The following is an 18,576-nucleotide window of genomic DNA, read 5'->3' on the forward strand; positions in this document are numbered from 1 at the left end:
TTTATTCCGTATTGCCAATATTATCCACGGGTTGTCCAAATTGTAAGATATAACCGTTATTATCATAGATTGCAAATTCTCTCATTTCCCATTCGAAAGTTTCTATTTCATAACAGATCTTTGCTTTGGTTTTAAGGTCTTCCCAAAGTTCATCCACCTGATCTACATTGAAATAAAATGAGCCTGAAAAGCCTATCTTTTCAGACTTTTCATGTTCATTAGGCTGTGAAAGCATGATGTGCACTTCATCTTTCCGAAGCGAAGCCCAGTTCCAGTCATCATTTCTTCCCAACAGTGTAAATCCCAGGACCTGTGTATAAAAGCCTATGGTATCATCCATATTTTCCGTCCATAATATCGGGCGGACTGCTGTAAATTTTGTCATTTTTTTAAAGTTTCAAAGGTGTTTTTATTGATTTTCATATTGACAGAGAGCCAGGTCTCACCGTCTATTCTTACTGTACTCTTCACTTCCGGATCTGTTTCAAAGCCTACTTTTTTATAGCATTCAATCGCTCCGGCATTCCAGTCGTAAACATTAAGTTCTGCAGTCTCACGATCAAAATGGCTGAATCCGTATTCCAGCAGATTTTCTACCGTCTTTCTTCCATAGCCCTTTCCTCTGTTGTTTTCATCCCAGATCAATATTCTGCCAAGCAGAAAAGTGTTTTCTTTCAGAAAGATCTGTGCATGGCCAATTATAGTTCCAATAGATTTATCTTCAATACTGAACATGAATCTGTTTTCATTTTCAAGATCACCTTTCAGCTGTTCTTCCGTCAATGGAAAATGATAGGCAGGACCTGCAAACTGAAGGAGCATTCTCTGATCTTTGATGTTAGCAATCAGTTCTGAGATATTCTCATCTTTAAAAGGAAGTAATTCAATCATTTTATTTATTTTCCATGTATAATTTTAAACTCTGTCCGATAATGGCATTCCAGCCCTGAATAAAATTTTCACGGGAAAAACCTTCTCCAAGATCATTAAAATTCTCAATATTTTCATGGGTAAGCGTTACCAGTGTCTCCTCTTCTTTTGGCTGAAGATCCCAGATCACTGTTGTTTCGGCTTCTGAAAAGTCAGGATACGACCAGGTATGTTTTAAACGCTGTTCAGGGATCAATTCTAAAATCCGGCCGCGGTGGTGGTATTTTTTTTCATCTCCGGGTTCAAAGAAGTTAAATTCTTTTCCAGCTTCCGGTTCAAAATCCTGAATATCGAAATACCAGTTTTTCATTTCCTCTTTATCGGTCAATGCTTTCCATATTTTTTGTACCGGAACCTTGATGGTGTGCTGAACAATGATAGGTGTATCCATAAATAAAATTCAAACAGATTTTCATATAAATTTACATATTAAAACGGCAAAAGCCGTAAAAGTTTATTTTAAATATTCTTTTACGGCTTCTGTTGGCTATTTAAATCTCTTTTATCAGTGAGCAAACCCTGTAATCTTTGCTTCATCGAAATCCAGCTGCATCTCAATGGTCCTCATCACATGATCATCAAATATCTTTTCTTTTTTCATCCGGTGAAGTTCATTTCTCTGTGCCTGAATGATCTGGCGGAGAACGTCTTTATTTTCATTAATTGCCGTTACATAATCTCCTGTGGAAGCCATACACTGAGCTTTGTCTGCCATCAGCATCATTTCGTTTTCCAGCTTATGTTTCTGGTGGCGTACCAGGCTGTTTCGTTCTGCCAGTTCAGAAAAATCATTTTCTAATTTGTGCATGGCTGTTTCTTTCAGCTTACGCATCAGAATTACTTCCTGCTTTTCTTCCGGCAGTTCGCTTCCTGCATCCTGAATGTTCAGGAATTTCAGGATTGGAGTCAGAAGCAATCCCTGTCCTACCAGGGTAATGAGGATAATAACAAATGTTACAAATAAGATAATATTACGGTGCGGAAAAGCTTCTCCGTTTGGTAAAAATGCAGGAATAGACAATGCGGCAGCCAGGGATACCACTCCCCTCATTGCAGCAAAACTGATGATAAAAGGTTCTCTCCAGTCGGGTTTGGGAACTTTAAGCCTTAATTCCTTTGAACAGACTCGTGGAAAATACATCAGGGCATAGCTGTACAGGATTCTGGTCAGAATAATAGCCCCGCCGATCACAATACTGTAAATGATCCCTTCTGTAATGGTATAGTCTTTCATTCCGGCCACCACAACAGGAAGTTCAAGCCCGATAAGAATGAAAATAATCGTATTCATTACAAATATGAGTACACTCCACACATTTCCGGACTGTATCCTGGAGGTATGGCTCAAATAACAGTGTGAGTTATATGACATCAGCAGGCCTCCGGCCACTACTGAAAGCACTCCGGAAAAATGAAAATGCTCTGCACCCACATACATGATGTAAGGAACGATAAGGGTAATCACGGTATCTATATTGGAATTGGAAGGGATCAACCTTAGCAGTGCCCCGAATAACAATCCTGTTCCTACGCCAACCGCTACTCCTCCTATGGCCATCGTAAAGAAATCCTGAACGGCATCCCTCCAGATAAACTGTCCTGAAATAACCGCTGCCAGCGCAAATTTAAATACAATTAAACTGGATGCATCATTGATCAGACTTTCTCCTTCCAGAATGTTGGTAATCTTTTTAGGAATCTTCATGTGTTTCAGGACAGAAGTAGCCGCTACCGCGTCAGGCGGAGAGTTTACTCCTCCCAACAGAAATCCCATTGCTACGGTAAGTCCGGGAATAATGGAAGATGAAAGATAGGCCACTACAATCGAGGTTAAAAACACCAGTCCGAAAGCCATCGAAAAGATCTGCTTCCTCCATTTGTGGAAATCCTGCCAGGAGGTAAACCAGGCCGCTTCAAATAAAATGGGCGGTAAAAAGATAAGGAATACAAGATCCGGCTCTATTTCTATATGAGGCATCCCGGGAATCAGGCTTATCAGCAATCCGGCAATTACCAGAAAAATGGGATAAGCCACCTTCAGTTTCTGCCCTATCATCACTAATATCATTACAGACAGAAGTACTGCAATGGATATGATAACATAACTGTGAATCATCTTGAGTTTGTTTTTTTGAGTTGTTTTTTTGAGTTAAACTGTGAGGTATATGGAGTTTTCAACCTCCACAATCTACATCACAATATTGTTCATGGGAGTGATTGCCGGCGGAAGGCTGCTTTCATCCAGCATATCTCTCATATCTATTTCAATGGTACGGCTGATCTGGGTGATCGGCACATCATTCGGGCTCCCTTCAAAAGGGTTAACAGAAGCTTCTCCCACACTGTCTAAGGTATGAAAACACCATGTCACCAGTAATGAGAACGGAATATTGAACCATAAGGTCCAGCCTTCCAGCGCTGTTCCGTCGCCCAGTTTATCAAGTTCTTTCAGCAATCCGAAAGGCACGAAAAGAATGAACAGCAGCAAAAGATAGGTGGTAATAGAGGAAAAGTTCCTCGGATACGGAAAGTTTTTGATTCTTTCTGCTTTTCCCTGATCATCGGTAAATTTCACCAACTGCTGATTGATCTGTGTCCACTGGAAATCATTGATCTCACCTCTCGCATATGCTTCTGAAAGTTCTCTGCTCTGAGCTGCCATCAACTGGGTAGCCCTGTTTTTCTTGCTTAAAATATACCGGAGTTCGTCTTCGGTAAGGTATTTTTTCAGTTCATCTTCCAGTTTTAAAGTTCTTTCCGGAACTTCGTACTTTTTAGCATATTCATCAAACTGCGCAGTTCCCATATTCTCCCAGACCCGGGGTTCCCGGAGCTGAAAACGGAGTGCCGTAAGCCAGGCATAATGACGGAGAAACATTTCTTTTACTTTTTCCGGATTTTTGGGTGTAAGTGCGTCTCTTAAAATATACCCGAAGCTTCTGCTGTCGTTGATGACAGATCCGTAAATCTGTCTGGCTTCCCATAGTCTGCTGTAACTGGCATTATTTTTAAATCCTACGATGAACGCGACTGCGGTTCCCATAATCGCGATCGGCTGCCACGGTACTGACAGAAACTTCCAGCCCAGAAAGTATAATACCGTAGGGATGGCCGACAGTACAGTTAAAGCATAGATACTGTGCCTGGTCCATTTCGCGAATTCCCGGGCTCCAAATCTTTTCCCTGAGTGCATATGTGTTTATTTTATTTATATTTCTGTTTATAATTAACCAACAGTTTTCTCTTCATCAGGCACCTTCAGGAATCACTGCCGGTATTAGTTTTTGGTAAAAGGAATATTATTATAAAACCCGATCTGAATCTGTCCGCGGTTTCTGTTTTCCTGGATCTGATTCATGTATCCGGCCTCAATCCTCATATTTTTATTGATCACATATCCCAATGCTCCATATACCCTGTTCCTGTCGAACACAGGACTGTCCAAATGCAGGAAAATCTCATTATAAACGGACGCATACAGAGATTTCGGCAGCATTTCTTTTTGAGTGATAGGAATATTCAATCCAAGCATATACCGGAATCTCATTCTGAAATCGCTTTCCAGGAAGCGTTCCTCGAGACGGTAACGGTGCTGCAGGTTGAAACGTCCGAACTTCTGTTTGGTGATATACTGCTGGAATATCCTGTGCTCAATATTTTCTTTCTTTTCACCATTTACATAAGGCCGGCTTAAAATAAATCCGTATCCCAACAATAGATTGTTATTATTCTCGGTAAGGTCATACCCCACTCCGGTGCGGATCAACAGCTGTTCAAGATCTCCCACGGCATCAAAGTTCCGGTACTGTATTTCGTTATGCAAATTCAGTTTTTTACTGATCTTATTATTTCCGAAATACATATACCATGCTCCCAGATCGTTCTTCTGTGCCCATGCACTTACTGATCCCAGACTTAATACTGTTAATGCCAGCTTCGTAAAAACCTTTCTCATAAATATCAATTACTATTATCTATCGCGTTAAACAAATTTAATACTTTAAATCAATAATAACAAATGATATTTACAGCGGGAATCCGGCCATTAATTTAAGCAGGAAATTCACCTATAAACCCTGATGAAAAGAGATTTTGACTAATCTTTACCCGGAATATGTTCCAACAGGATATCATTTCCTTCCTGGTCAAAATAGGTACAGGTCATAGCATCAAGATCCATTTTCCAGCCTTCAATTCCGTTTTCTGCGCAGTCGTTACAGAAAGTTGTATAATCTGTTCCACCCTGCTGGTGAAGTTTTAATCTCTGAATAAATTTTTCAAGCTTTACGGTTGCTGAGATGTTTCTTACATCATCATCTTTTCCTCTTGCCGTTGCCAATTGGTCGTCTTTATCAAAATAATCGGTATTTCCGTCGGAAACATAGGCCGTATACCGGGAAACGCCTAATTCTTTCAATGCCTGGATGTATTTCGGAAAACCGGCACCGCTTTTTACTTTCCGGTGCTCTGCTTTAATATCATCAATGGTAAATTTCATCTTTATGGTTTAAGGTTTAATATATAGTCTTCCTAAAAAAACTGTTATCAAATTTAAAAATTTCCGGGATGCAAATGTATGATAAAATAAAAACCGACAGAGGGTCTGTCGGTTTATTTTTAACTATATTTTTAATACAAAATATTTATATTACGGATGTTGCTGCATTTTTGCAGGATCGTCGTAGTTCACCATCCATCCGATTCCGAACTTATCGGTGAACATTCCGAAATAAGCTCCCCAGAAAGTATCTGCCATTGGCATAGTGACCTGTCCGCCTGCAGAAAGTCCTGCAAATAATTGGTCTGCTTCTTCTCTGGATTCTGCATTTACAGAAATGGAAAAGTTATTTCCGGGCTTAAAATCAGAGGCCCATTCACCTCCCGTATCACTTCCCATTAAAACAGTTTCTTTGGAAATGGGAAGGGAAACATGCATAATTCTGTCTCTGTCTCCTTCGGGAGTTTCTTTACCGTCCATTGGAGGCATTTCTCCGAAAGTTCCGATGTAGGGATATTCGCCACCGAATACTGATTTGTAGAAATCAAAGGCTTCTCTGCAGTTGCCGTTGAAAGTAAGATAGACGTTTACTGTTGCCATGATTGTTTTTTATAAGTTAAGTTTTTTTAGTTTAAAGATCAACTGACCGCTGCTGAATTATCTGTGCTGATCTATCAGGATCATATTTCCGTCCGGATCTTTAAGGAAGATATGTTCCGGACCTGAAGTGGTTTCATCCGCAGATTTATCGAGTTCAACTCCGTTTTCCTTCAGATGCTTCTGAATTTCCCGGACATCATCAAAAGATTCCAGATTCTGTGCGTTTTCGTCCCATCCGGGATTGAAGGTAAGCATATTACCGTCGAACATGGCCTGAAACAGACCAATCAGCGTGCTTCCGTTTTTCATGATCAGATAATTCTGATCCATACTTCCGCCCAGGGCAGAGAATCCCAGCTTTTCATAAAAATCTCTGGATTTCTGAAGATCTTTTACGCTTAGGCTGAGTGAAAATACTCCTAATCTCATATTTTTTTTGTTTTTAAAGCGGCTGAACTTCCCACCCATGTAAGTCCCCAGACTGCGATTCCCAGGATCCAGAACCAGGCAGGTGTAGGCAGTGACATCATCATGTAAATGGTGATCATCAGGAAAATAATACCACAAACGACGGCGGATGTATGTTTTCCGTTATCTGCAATTTTTGAAGCGGTATATCCGGAAACAAAAGCGGCCAACGCGTAAGCCAGTATAACGAAAAACAAAGCCATAAATGGAGCGGACGCCACATATTCTTTCATGGCTTCCATATCATTGGCATTTGCTGCACCAGGTCTTGGGTAGAGCATATGCCCTATTTTTTCCACGACGGTTATGCAGATGATGCCCACAATGAGTCCTCCGGGCACTGCCAATATTCTTCTTATCATAACTATTGGTTTTTTAAGCGGGTTTTAAAGTCCAGTGTTTCATCATAGCTTTTCCAGTCTCCGGTAAGTTCTATGTCCTGATCTTCAATTTTCTCGGTTTTCTTATTCCACTTGAAGGTATAGGTGAACTTTCCTTTGAAAAGTCCGGAGTGCTTTCCTTTATTTTCTTCTGCCAGCTCATATTCTCCAAAGACAATTCCCTTTGTTTTGGTATCTCTGTATCTGGTGATAATGAATTTTCCTTCAAACTTTGCATAGTTACCGTCTACAAGTGAATAGCCGGAAACAAAGTATTCCTGATCATTTTTTTTATTCTGTTCAGAAATATTGATCTTCAGCTTTAATCCCTCTCCTTTATCACCGATGGTTCCGGTGTAGGGTTTACTGCTGTTGAGCCAGACATTTGAGATATCCGGCATTTGCGCCCATGCAAAATTACAGGCAAGAATGAGGAGGTATAAAAGTTTTTTCATAGATGTGCAGGGTTTAAACTCCGAACTGGGAAAGATGATGGTTCAGATGCTTGGCAAACATATTGTTCCATTCCTGAGAAGTCAGTTTTCCAAAAGAAAAAGATTCCTTGCCATCAAAAGCATCAGGACCCAGCTGTTGTGTTTTCTGAATAAATCCGATCAGCCTTTTCTTTTCTTCTTCAAAATTTTTTCTTCCGGAGATCAGAAACTGCGGAGCCGTAGGGGAATCTCTCGGGTATGCCTTCTCTCCTACCACTTTAGGTTTTACAAAGGTCTTCAGGATAAATTTGGCAATAGCTCCCGGCTTTTTATGTTTTTCAGGTTCGTATACCATTTCATAGGATATGCTGCAGTGCGCCAGCATCTGATCTACTGTCATTTTCCCCCATAAACCGTGGGTATCCTCAACCAATCTGTTTATTCTATCTATATAGTTCTGAGCATCTTTTGCATCAAATACATTTTCCATAGTTTTGTCTAAATTATCTGAAAGCAAATATATCAGTTTTTTCTTTTGATTGGATAGGGTAATAAAAAGTTGTCGATTGTTTTTAACTGAAAATTAACTGCTGAAAATCACTAACGGCTTTAAATATTTAAACAGAACAGGCTGTCAACAGAAAACTGATGTATAAGACTTAACTTCCTACTCTTCTATCTGCTGCGGGGCGGCCTTTTTAAAAATAAACCATAGTTTGATCTTCAAAGCAATCCAGCCTATAACAGCATATACGGCAAGAAGAATGCTCAGATGCTTTAAGTAAGGATAAGTGAGTTCCACAGAGCCTTTCTGTATCAGCAGGATCTTAAAAGCCTGAAGGAAAGGGGTAAGCGGGATAATATTCGCAATAAACTGTACAAAAGCGGGCATCGCACTCAACGGCCAGGTAAATCCACTGATAATAAATGCGGGTGAAGCAATTACCATCAGGATCTGTGTAGCTTTCAGCGCATCGGGAATCAGGATACTGATAAACACACCCAAAAAGGAAACAGAGCCTACAAAAACAGCTGTCAGAAGAATAAAACTGAGTATTCCTTCCGGCATCGGAACGCGGAATATCATGTGCATAAAGTAATAAATCCCGACAATAAGAATGGAAAATATCCAGATTGGAATCACTTTAATCAGCATGGTCGGGAAAGCCCATTTTTTCATTTTAAGGTATTCTTTTACAAAAGAACCTCTTTCAAACTCGGCAGCAAAGCTTACTGCCATTGCAAGGAGGATCACCTGCTGCAGAACAACTGCCAGCATAGCGGGCCACATGAAAATAAGGTAGTTTCCGGTGGTATTGAAAAGGGTGATATAATTGGCTTTGAAAGGTTCGTACTGGGTGGCTGCTCTGGTGGCAGGCATTCCGGCTTTCTGTAAAGCTTTTATGGATGCTCCGGCCGAGAATGTTCCTATGGTAAGCTGTAATGCTTTGGAAGCAAAGTTTGCGGTAAGAACATTTCCGGTATTGATGTATACATTGAGTTCGGGATACTTTTTCTGAAGCATATCCGCTTCAAATCTGGAAGGAATAACGACCACAGCAGCGGCTTCGTGCCGGATCACTTCGTCTTTCATGCTCAGAGGTTCCTGAACGTACCTGATGATTTTTATGCTTTTATTGTCATCCAGCATATCGGTTAACTGGCTTGACAGAGGGGTATTATCTCTATCGATGACCAATACGGGTGTATTTTCAACTTTTCCGCTTTTGTAGACGAATCCTAACAGGGTGGCATAAAATACCGGGGCCAGAAAAAATACGGTCCTTAAGGTAGAATTACCTATAAAAAGCCTGAATTCACGTTTTAAAAGCCGGAAAAATTCTTTCATCTTATTTCAGAATAACATTAGCATTGACTAAAATATTTTTAGCCTTATTCATATCTTTTGGTTTTACTTTGATCTCATATACAGCATCCTGAAGCTGATAATCCGGATAAGCGGTTGTAATATCCGCATATCTTGTCAGCTGTTTGATGTATACAATATTCCCTGTAAGGTTTTCTTTGTTGTATACGACCTGCATACTGACTTCCTGCCCTTTTTTATATTTTGCAATAGCACTTTCGGGAACGGTAAATCTGAAATAGGTACTTTCCGGAATATAGCCGTTGAATAAAGCAAAACCTGCGGTTGCCAGTTCTCCTGTATTCAGGCTGATGGTTTCAATCTCCATATCGTTGGTGGCGATTACGTATCTTTCAGAATAGGCTACATTGGCTTCCTGAAGCGCTCCTTTTGCCTGTGATGCCTGTCCTGCTGCCATTTCCACTTTTTCGATGCGGGTTCCTCTTTTTACATCATCCAGTTCAGCAACCACAGCGTCATACTGTGCTTTTGCTCCCTGAAGTTTTGCATACACTTCATCATGTGCCTGTGGAGACATTAAGCTGTCGCGGAACATATTGTTGGCTCTTCTGAAAGATTTCTGAGCAAATTCATACTGCTCTTTTAAGCCTTTATATTTGGCCTGAAGCTGCCTCAGCTGGTCGGCAGTGGCTCCGTTCCTGGCCATCTGCTCCTGGGCCGTGGCTGCACTTACAGCTCCCTGTGCCTGGGCTATTTTTGCTGAAACTTCCGGTACATCAAGCTGTGCAAGGGTATCTCCTTTTTTTACAGTCTGCCCTTCGGTAACGTATATTTTTACAATTCTTCCGGTTACTTTCGGTGCAAAGGAGATGACCTCCTTTTTGGTTTTCCCTTCGGAATCATTAAGGTTTTCTTTTTTTTCACCACAGCTCCCCAGAAGGAAAAAAGCCGCAAAGAGTATGGGTATATTTTTATGCATGGTTTTAATGGTAAGGGGGTTAATAAAGTTTAGCTACATCCAGTTCCTGGGTGGATCTCATGAGTTCGATTCCGGCTCTTCTCTGGTTGAAAACAGCGTTCTGATATTCAAGTTCGGCGGCTTCAAGATCATTTTCAGCATCAATGAGCTGGGAAGATTTGCTCATTCCGTATCTGAATTCTTTTTCTGCCTGTACCAATGCATTTTTTGCCAGTTCTTTTTCTTTTGCTTTCAGTTCGATCTGCGCAGTGGCTATATCGTAATTGGTTTGGTTATTGGCCAGGTTCAGGGTGAGTTTCTTCACAGCATCTTCTTTTTTGTTCTGGAGAACTTCTTTTCCAATCTTTGCAGTTTCTTCAGCATGCTTTCCTTCTTTTCCGTCAAAAATTTCCCACTTAAAGCCTACTCCGGCTGTGAGTAAGGGAAGAACATTGATATTATTGGGTCTCCAGTCCAGTTTTGCTCCGCCATATCCAATCTCCGGGATAGCAGGAATGATGTTTTCAGAGGTTTTAATACGGCTTCCGTACAGACCGATATAATATGCTGAAGCCATCAGCTGAACTTTCGGAATCATCCAGGTTCTTTCTGCTTTGATTTTGTAATCTGCTGCGGAAATTCCATGCTCCAGGGCTCTGATCTCTGCTCTCTGTTCAATTCCTTTTTCAGGAGAAAGAAGGTCTACCGGAGAAAGTACCGGATCTATCATTCTGAGGCGGTCTCTGCTGATCCCGGTAAGAATATAAAGCTGGGTAAGAAGAAGTTCTTTTTTCCCTTCGTATTCTACCATTTTAGCATTCAGTGTTGCCTGGGCCAGTTCTATTTTTTTGTGATCATAAGGTGTGATCAGGCCGTAACCTAAAGCTTTGTCTGCTGTTTTTCTATTGATATCCAGTCTTTTTTTGCTTTCATCCAATACTCTTTTAGACTGGTGGATAAGCGCCAGCTGGTCATAGGCTTTGGAAATACCGGCAACCACATCATCTTTTGTTTTTTCTAAAAGAATATCTTCGGATATTTTCTTTTCCTCAACCGCTTTTTTCATGTATTTCACTTTACCGCCTGAGTAGAGAAGCATTTTAGCTTCGGCTTTGGCGATTCCTGAGAAACCGGATATGTTGAGGTTGTTATTGAAGCTTCCTTCCGGGATGTTGATGAAAGGTCTGAGATTTATTTCCGGCGATGTAAGTCTTGTGGTTGCATTAAGGTATCCCACCTGCCCGCTCACTTCCAGGGTAGGAAGAAAGATGTCTTTCAGTTTGTGTTCATCAAGATCGGTGAGCTTATTCTGAGTGATCTGCATTTTGAGATCGGAATCGCGAACCATAGCGCTGTCCAGCAGCTCCTTAAAATCAGGGGCAGACTGTGCCCAGCCCAAAGCGGGGAAAGCCAGAAAACTAAACGTAAAAATCAATAAATTGTTTTTCATGGTTTATGTTTATAACAAATATAATGCAAAAAATGTTAATTCATTAAATATATACATCAAAAACAAGTGAATTTAAAATAAGTTTAAAATACGTTTAATGTTAATTCCCTATTTAACATAACAATAGGGTAATTGTTTAACTTTAATTTGAAAGGTGTTTTAAATGAAAAAAAATTATTTTTAGTTTTGGAAAAGCAAAGACTGATGTATAGGCAATGTTGATTTTTAAGGGAGCTAAGATGGCAATCAACTTCGTTGATTCGATGAAGCGGGGGGATAAGTTTCCTTTTTAGCACTGATAAAATCTGCATAATCTGCACAATCTGCGAGACTAAAAAATGGTTATCCAATGAATTGAAAACCTGCCAAAAATATTTGATTTTCCAGCGCCTTAAAAACGGTATAATAATTCAAAACCTTGCGCCTGTTGCGTTTTCCAACATGAAATTATTCAGATCCATGAGAAGGTTATTTTTTAGGTTCTCACGGATTGCATGGATTTCACAGATGTTTGTGAATATTTTTCTCCCGCAGATGGCGCAGATCTTTTTTGATAACGGCTATAAAATAAATACTCCCCACATTTCTGCGGGGAGTATTTTTATGTACTGCTTTTCAGATTATTTCTGAACAGCGGTTTTCATTTTGGCATCAGGACGTAAAACTCTGTAACGTACTTCCAGATCTTTTGGTACATAGAATACCAAAGGCAGCTTGCTGTTGTATCTTACAACCTCCGGCTGAAGGGTAACAAATTTTTTCGTCAGCTTCTTATTAAGACAGCCCATTAACGTTCCTGCCGCTTCTCCGTTAGATTCCACTTCATAATAGTTGTAGCCCCATCCCTGAAGATCCTGGGTTTTCACATTTCCCATCAGGAAATAGTTGTTACAGTCGAGCATTTTTTCAGCCCCTACAAAGAATTCCACTTTTAAGTCGGCTTCATTTTTTGCAACAGGCAGCTGAATGTATACCTGTTTGTATCCTTCTTTAGCTTTTGGGAACATTTCAATTTCCAGCTTCTCAAACTTTTCGGCCTTCTTTTGTGCGAAAGCGTTTACCCCTGCAAGCATTACCAATCCTGTAATTAAAGTTTTTGAAAATCTCATTTTGTTTTTATTTTAAAATTTTACTACTACCCCATAGCCAAAAATCATTCCAAAATAGAAACGGATGTTCCTTTTGTGTGTGAATTCATCTGCGGAGCATAGTAATTCTGCATCGTGGTAATCCCATTGGAGAACTTTCCTGAAGCATTGGCAACCACATCATATTCAAATACATACTTCCCTTTCGGCATGTATTGGATATAGAAATTGGTTGAGGCATCTTTGGTGGACTGATAATATCCTAAATTATTTTTCCACTGGTATCCTGACAATACATCTACGGGCTCAAATCCGGCAGCACGCATATCCCTGATATGGATAAATTCCATGGTGCGGTCTGTATTCAGGATCATTCTTACGGTTACCTTATCTCCTACTTTCAGCGGAGTTCCGGAAGAAATTTTCTGAAGTTCTTCTCCATTAACTGTTTTTACCTTTTTGTACAGTTCTTTGGTCACAGAGATATAGCTTTCAGAAGATTTTATCTTATCCAGATCTTCGTAATACTGCCAGAACAGTCCTCCCTGAACAATGCCCGGCCCCGGTTTGGTAATGGTAACGGTTGCCAGGTTTTTGTCTACGGCATCTGTTTTTACGGTAGATTTCACATATCCCGTTGCCTGGGTCTGAGGGGTAAGCTCTTTCCCACCCCAAACTATGGTGGCTTTATCACTTTCAGCACCGGTCCAGGATTTTCCTGAGTTCAGGATCGTGAAGATCACTTCTGAGGTGCCTCTTGAACTGCCCCACGAATTCACTTCTTTCTGGGTTACGAGCCAGATCTTCATATCTTCAATAAACTTCTGGTCATTGGCTTTCAGTTTATTGAATGCTTCCAGGGCTCCGGCATGATTCACAACTTTCGATCCGAACCAGCCCCAGTCGTTCAGGTTCTGCTTCCAGTAAACGCCCTGTGTTTTGGTATCTGTGGACGTTTCTTTAAGATAATTCATGAGTTTATCCGACACGTCTTTCAGACCGTAATCATTCATCAGCAATGCGGCACGGTGAAGTCCGAAGAAGGTAAAATCGGTAATCTTCGCTGTTTTTGCTTTTTGTTTTACCAATGATTTCAGGGTGGCTCCTTTTCCTTTTAAAGGATATTGCTGCTCCCAGTAGTTGCGGGTATCAAGGTAATCCATTGCCCAGTTGCTCCATACGTTATCTTTTTTCACCTCCCAGTATTTGCCCACTTCATGATCAACGTACTGAACCAGTTTTGCCACAAGTTCTTTCTGTTCTGTTCCCTGATAGTCTTTAACATTGCCTTTCAGCCATGAATTGATCTTTCCTAAGTTTTTAAGAATGTATAAAGAGGTTCCGTATGAACTCGGATACCCTGAATACCAGGAGAATCCGCCGTCCGGGTTCTGCAGTTTTCTGAAATCTTCCCAGCTCTGGCTGATGGAATTTCTCATCATATTGACATCAAACAGCAATGCCAGTTTCTGCATCTGCTCGGCTTCGTTTTTACTTTCCAGTACCCACGGGGTTTCTTCCAGTAAAAGCTGTTTCAGTTCCTGGTTCTTCTCCAGGTTTGAGTTCAGCAGTCCTTTGTTCTGATACTCTTCAAAAACGGTTTTCATTTTCGGATTGGCCCTGAAGATCTCAGCAGCCAAAACATCTGCAAACCATTTGTTGAAGATCACATCGGCAGAATTATTCTGGTCATTTTTCAGAGCCGGCAATGCAAACATGATCTCCCAGATCGGGTTGGCCGTCAGCTCCAGTGTATTGGAAACATTGGAAACTGTTGTTGAGTTTATATTTTTAAGGTGATCCAGAACAAAAGTTTTGGTCTCTCCTTCTTTTACAAAAACCGGAACTGCATCTGTAACCAGCATTCTGTTCGGAAGCACTGCTACTGCCTGCTGCTCTCCATCCGAGTATGCTCCGGCTTTAGCAACCACCTTCATGATGACGGACGAAACATTATCCGGGACCTTCAGCTTCCAGGTCAGGGCGCTGTTTCCGTTTTCGTTCAAATTAAAGTTCTGAACTCCTGCATTGATTCCGAATTTTGAAGTGATATTTTCATTGGTGAATGCATCCAGAATCTGTAATTCTGCCGAGCCGTTTAATTTTTTATCGGTAAGGTTCGACAATTTGGATTGAAGATTCAGCTCATCGCCTTCTCTCAGGAATCTTGGATAATTAGGGGTTACAGAGAACTCTTTCTGGGTCACGACCTGCTTTTCCAGAACAGCTGCTCTTGCGTCTCTGGTGTGAGCTAAAAACATCAGCTTCCATTTTGTAAGGGCTTCCGGAGAGGTAAACTCAAAGCTTACGTTTCCTTCTGCATCGGTTTTCAGATCCGGGTAGAAGAAGGCTGTTTCGTTCAGATTCTGGCGTAGAGGAACTTTTTCAAGGTCTTCTGATTTCACAGCCTGATTCTCAACATCTAACGCACCACCGGTATCTGCTGCCTGAACCTGTACGTTCTCCGGCTTGCTAACATATCCTGCCATCACCACCTCATCAATATTTTTCGAAACAGCAGCCGGAGCCGGAGCCATTTTACTACGGGCCAGTCTTTTACTATCTCCTGCCACACCATAGCCATAGATGTCATTATCAAACCAGTTAAAGCCAGGAACCTGCACATACTTTCCGTTATAGTATGCTAATCTTTTCTGATAATAGGCCTGCTGCAGATAGTCTCCGATTTCATATGACGTGATAATGACATAAGGCATATAAAGCTTCTGCCAGTTGAAAGTGTTGGCTGCAAACTGATCCAGTGACATATCATACATATTGGCCAGTACCTCAGCATTTATTTTTTCTCTGTCATTACCGGAAACTTTTACACTCCATTTTTCTTTGGAACCCGGTTCAAGCTTATCTCTGAAGGTTACCGTTTCTATTTTCAGAGGCTGTTCGGAATCTTTAATTTTCAGGGCGACAGACCGGGTCTGCACATCATTGAAGGCCACCAGCTGGAACTGAAGATTCAGTGCAGAAATTTTTTTATCTTTCGGAATCTCCGTGGTATATTCCAATATTCCTTTTTTCAGTTTATGGGTTTCTGAAACGGTTTTTCCGGTACCGTCCTGTACAAAGACATTTACCAGGGCATCCGGCACTGCAGAGTATACATATATTTTCGCCTTTTCTCCCCGTAAGAATTCATTTTTAGGTTCAATAACGCTCAGGAAGGTTTTCTGTGAAGGTTTTAAGGCTCCTTTATCCCAGATACTGAAGTTCTGTGAGGATTTTATGGTATCTTTTCCTTCTATATTGTACAGTTCCAGCTGGTAATCTCCTGCATCCAGTTTTCCTAAATCCAGTTCTGCCGATGGCTGCTGTTGTCTTTCAAAGATTATTTTTTCAGTTTTCCAGTTTTTAATCTCATCATTTTTATCGAAAAGATCATGAGGAAACCTGCTGATAAATTCTTCTTTTGAAAAGTTCGGAAGATCCTGAACCGCAGACTGGAAATTTTCTCTGAAAATCCTGTCCGGAGCGGCCAGTCTGGAAAGCTTAACCTGATAAGATTTTTTCAGATCCTGTTCGTTGTAGTTTCGGGTTTCTACTTTCAGTTTTACATTTTCACCGGTAAAGGCATTTTTAAGCTCATCTGCTTTTATGTAGTGGGAAACCGAGGCTACTTTCAGCTGAGTGTCTGCCGACTGGGTCTCTCCATTGATGTCTGTTACGGAAGCATTGATCTCGTAATTATCAATCTGAATTCCTTCCAGGGTTTCATCTTTTTTAAGGTCCAGGCGGATCACAAATTCACCTTTCTCATTAGTTTTTGCCTCTCCCAGAATAGAGTTCTCATTATCGTTGTCATGCGGGTACCACCAGAAATACCTCCACCGGATATTATGCTTTTTGATCTCATAATTTACTGTGGTATTGCTTAAAGCTACTCCGGAGAACATCATCGCTTTTCCTTTCAGTTCTATGGTCTGTCCGTATTTATATTCGTCTTTTACAGGATCGAAGGTCACTTCAAACTTCGGTCTTTTGTATTCTTCCACCCTGAAATCTTTATAGCCCTGAGAGCCTGCGTCTGTTCTCAGATAGAAAATACCGTTCAGCTGACCTTTCGGAAGGGTAAAACTGCCGTGGTAGGAACCAAATTCGTTGGTGGTAAAATCCTGTGAGGAAACATCCTGGCCGTTGGCATCCTGCAGGGTAATTTTCTGTTTCAGACCTGCTGTTACGGATTCAATTTCCTTATCAGTTTTTGTATTGATCACTTTAAAATACACGATCTGCCCCGGTCTGTAAATGGCTCTGTCGGTAAAGATCTGGGCCTGGACACGCGGTTGTTTATTCGGATCAGATTCTTCAGCTGTTCCGCTGTTTCCGTAGATCTGCATGATCTGGAAATCATTGGTCTTCGGCTGGCGGATGAGGAATGTTCTGTAATAGGCGTTGCCGGCAGTGGACGGAAATTTGAAAACCCCGTTTTCGTTGGTTTTTCCATCTATTTTATTCAGTGTTTTACCGGAAACAAACTCATAAAAAGTAAGCCCTTCATTCGCAGCAGGTTTCCCATTCTCACTGTTTACCAGTTTCATTTCGTTGGAAAGCTGATTTCGGTCCGTTTTATTCTGATAGATCACCCTGTTTCCGGAAACCAGGAAGTAGAAATGCTGTCTGGAATCACTGTTTTTATCATCCGAACCTGCCACTGTATATTCTGCTACATACACTCCTGCCGGAAGAGGTTTGATCTCCAGGGAAGTTTTGTGGCTCTGATAATCTCCGGCATCTGTAAGCTTAAACGTTTCCTTTCTTATCAGATCTTTTTTAATCTTTCCGAATGTATTGCCGTAACTGCTCTGTATATACTGCATGAATGGAAGAAAATCTTCTTTCACCTCGTAAATATCCAGAGAAAACCCTGATACGTTTTTATGTTCTGCAACTATGTGAACCGGCAGATTACTCTGAGTCTGCTGCTCATATCTGATCGTAAGCAACGGATTGGTAATCTGGTTCTCTTTATTTTTGATGTTTTCCAGGAAGGGCGATTTCGGGTACTGTTTTTTCGCCTGGTCTGCAACAGCCAAAGCTTCTTTTACTTTCTTTTCAGCAATAAGCTCACTCATGAGATCTTCCATGATCACCACCTTGTAATCTCCTTCCGTTCCGGATTTCAAAAGGTTCTGAAGCTGTTCAGGCTTATCTTTACAGCGGCTGTACTCACAGTTTTCCGTCAGTTTTTCCCTCATAAAATACAGCCTGGAATTTCCGTTGTTCTGCGCAATAAGCTCATCAAAAACGGCATTGATCGCGATTCTGTTTTCTACAAGTTCATTTTTTGTAAAAAGGCCGTTTTCTGAAAGAAATGCTACTTTTTTTACAGAATACCAATCAAGAAGGGTTGGAAAGTAAGCGATATCCGTAGTTTCTGTTAACATATCCTGGTATTTCCGCAGGGCAATCTTTTTCATTTCCTGCTTACGGCTGTCCAGTTCCTGATAGCTTCCGGAGAGATAATTTTTAAAATCCAGCTTACTCCAGGTCTCTATCTGTGAGAGGTCCTGGGAATTGATGCTGGTTCTGCCATTGATCTTCCAGGAGTTCTGTCTGTAATAATCCTGAAAGAAATTATTCATCAGCACCCTGAATACCAGCTGCTCTTCTCCTTTGAGTTTAGCTTCTGTGGTCTGAAGCTTTTTAAAAAACTGAGAGACAGCATTATTCTGATCGTCGTCCACGGTGCGGTTTACGATACTGAATTCCGCTTTCAGGGAACGGATCAGCTGAAGTACATTATTATCTTTCATGGCCTGGTTTTGTATGTCTAAAATAATGGGAAGATTGGATTTGTAGGCTCCTCTGGTGCCGTTATCGGTAATCTTTTTCCATTGTCCGTCGTAATACTCCTGCGCCTGCATTTTAGGGTAAAAGCTAAAACACAGCAACATCATTAATAGTCTGACATTTTTCATCTGTTATAC

Annotated in this window: 17 protein-coding genes; all 17 read right to left on the minus strand. The window is 41.0% G+C overall.

Annotated elements, in window-relative coordinates:
• Nucleotide 1 precedes the first annotated feature (1 nt).
• The 17 genes from AC106S_RS03680 to AC106S_RS03760 all read right to left on the minus strand — a co-directional run bounded on the left by AC106S_RS03680 (nt 2) and on the right by AC106S_RS03760 (nt 18,567).
• Entirely contained in the window at nt 2-385 is a 384-nt protein-coding gene (locus AC106S_RS03680) for a VOC family protein (protein WP_482437780.1), read from the minus strand.
• The gene (locus AC106S_RS03685; protein WP_482437781.1) at nt 382-891 is read right to left on the minus strand and encodes a GNAT family N-acetyltransferase; all 510 of its coding nucleotides are present in this window, start codon (nt 889-891) and stop codon (nt 382-384) included. The genes AC106S_RS03680 and AC106S_RS03685 overlap by 4 nt, the downstream gene beginning before the upstream one ends.
• A 1-nt stretch (nt 892) precedes the next feature.
• On the minus strand, nt 893-1,321 hold the full coding sequence (locus AC106S_RS03690) for an SRPBCC family protein (protein ID WP_482437782.1): 429 nt from the start codon (nt 1,319-1,321) through the stop codon (nt 893-895).
• A gap of 114 nt (nt 1,322-1,435) precedes the next feature.
• Entirely contained in the window at nt 1,436-3,046 is a 1,611-nt protein-coding gene (locus tag AC106S_RS03695) for a Na+/H+ antiporter (RefSeq protein WP_482437783.1), read from the minus strand.
• Nucleotides 3,047-3,118: 72 nt separating this feature from the next.
• Entirely contained in the window at nt 3,119-4,123 is a 1,005-nt protein-coding gene (locus tag AC106S_RS03700) for a bestrophin family protein (RefSeq protein WP_482437784.1), read from the minus strand.
• A gap of 84 nt (nt 4,124-4,207) precedes the next feature.
• Nucleotides 4,208-4,885 carry a DUF2490 domain-containing protein gene (locus AC106S_RS03705; protein WP_482437785.1) on the minus strand — a complete coding sequence of 226 codons (678 nt, stop codon included), beginning with the start codon at nt 4,883-4,885 and terminating at the stop codon, nt 4,208-4,210.
• Nucleotides 4,886-5,026: 141 nt separating this feature from the next.
• Nucleotides 5,027-5,428: a DUF1398 domain-containing protein gene (locus AC106S_RS03710; RefSeq protein WP_482437786.1), complete on the minus strand. Its 402-nt coding sequence runs from the start codon at nt 5,426-5,428 to the stop codon at nt 5,027-5,029.
• A gap of 150 nt (nt 5,429-5,578) precedes the next feature.
• The gene (locus AC106S_RS03715; protein WP_482437787.1) at nt 5,579-6,028 is read right to left on the minus strand and encodes a VOC family protein; all 450 of its coding nucleotides are present in this window, start codon (nt 6,026-6,028) and stop codon (nt 5,579-5,581) included.
• 57 nt (nt 6,029-6,085) lie between these two features.
• A complete protein-coding gene (locus tag AC106S_RS03720; RefSeq protein ID WP_482437788.1) occupies nt 6,086-6,457 on the minus strand; it encodes a VOC family protein in 372 nt (123 codons plus the stop codon).
• Nucleotides 6,454-6,858 (minus strand): hypothetical protein, encoded by a 405-nt coding sequence (locus AC106S_RS03725; protein ID WP_482437789.1) that lies wholly within the window; start codon nt 6,856-6,858, stop codon nt 6,454-6,456. The genes AC106S_RS03720 and AC106S_RS03725 overlap by 4 nt, the downstream gene beginning before the upstream one ends.
• Before the next feature lie 2 nt (nt 6,859-6,860).
• On the minus strand, nt 6,861-7,331 hold the full coding sequence (locus AC106S_RS03730; protein ID WP_482437790.1) for a hypothetical protein: 471 nt from the start codon (nt 7,329-7,331) through the stop codon (nt 6,861-6,863).
• Between the two features lie 13 nt (nt 7,332-7,344).
• Nucleotides 7,345-7,800: a DUF1569 domain-containing protein gene (locus tag AC106S_RS03735; RefSeq protein ID WP_482437791.1), complete on the minus strand. Its 456-nt coding sequence runs from the start codon at nt 7,798-7,800 to the stop codon at nt 7,345-7,347.
• 177 nt (nt 7,801-7,977) lie between these two features.
• Nucleotides 7,978-9,159, minus strand: coding sequence for an ABC transporter permease (locus AC106S_RS03740; RefSeq protein WP_482437792.1), 1,182 nt, complete (start codon nt 9,157-9,159; stop codon nt 7,978-7,980).
• Nucleotide 9,160: 1 nt separating this feature from the next.
• Entirely contained in the window at nt 9,161-10,117 is a 957-nt protein-coding gene (locus tag AC106S_RS03745) for an HlyD family secretion protein (RefSeq protein ID WP_482437793.1), read from the minus strand.
• Nucleotides 10,118-10,136: 19 nt separating this feature from the next.
• On the minus strand, nt 10,137-11,546 hold the full coding sequence (locus tag AC106S_RS03750) for a TolC family protein (RefSeq protein WP_482437794.1): 1,410 nt from the start codon (nt 11,544-11,546) through the stop codon (nt 10,137-10,139).
• 620 nt (nt 11,547-12,166) lie between these two features.
• Nucleotides 12,167-12,655 (minus strand): ecotin family protein, encoded by a 489-nt coding sequence (locus AC106S_RS03755; protein ID WP_482437795.1) that lies wholly within the window; start codon nt 12,653-12,655, stop codon nt 12,167-12,169.
• Nucleotides 12,656-12,699: 44 nt separating this feature from the next.
• Nucleotides 12,700-18,567: an alpha-2-macroglobulin family protein gene (locus AC106S_RS03760; RefSeq protein WP_482437796.1), complete on the minus strand. Its 5,868-nt coding sequence runs from the start codon at nt 18,565-18,567 to the stop codon at nt 12,700-12,702.
• Nucleotides 18,568-18,576 lie beyond the last annotated feature (9 nt).

It is taken from the genome of Chryseobacterium sp. FR054 (assembly GCF_056844565.1).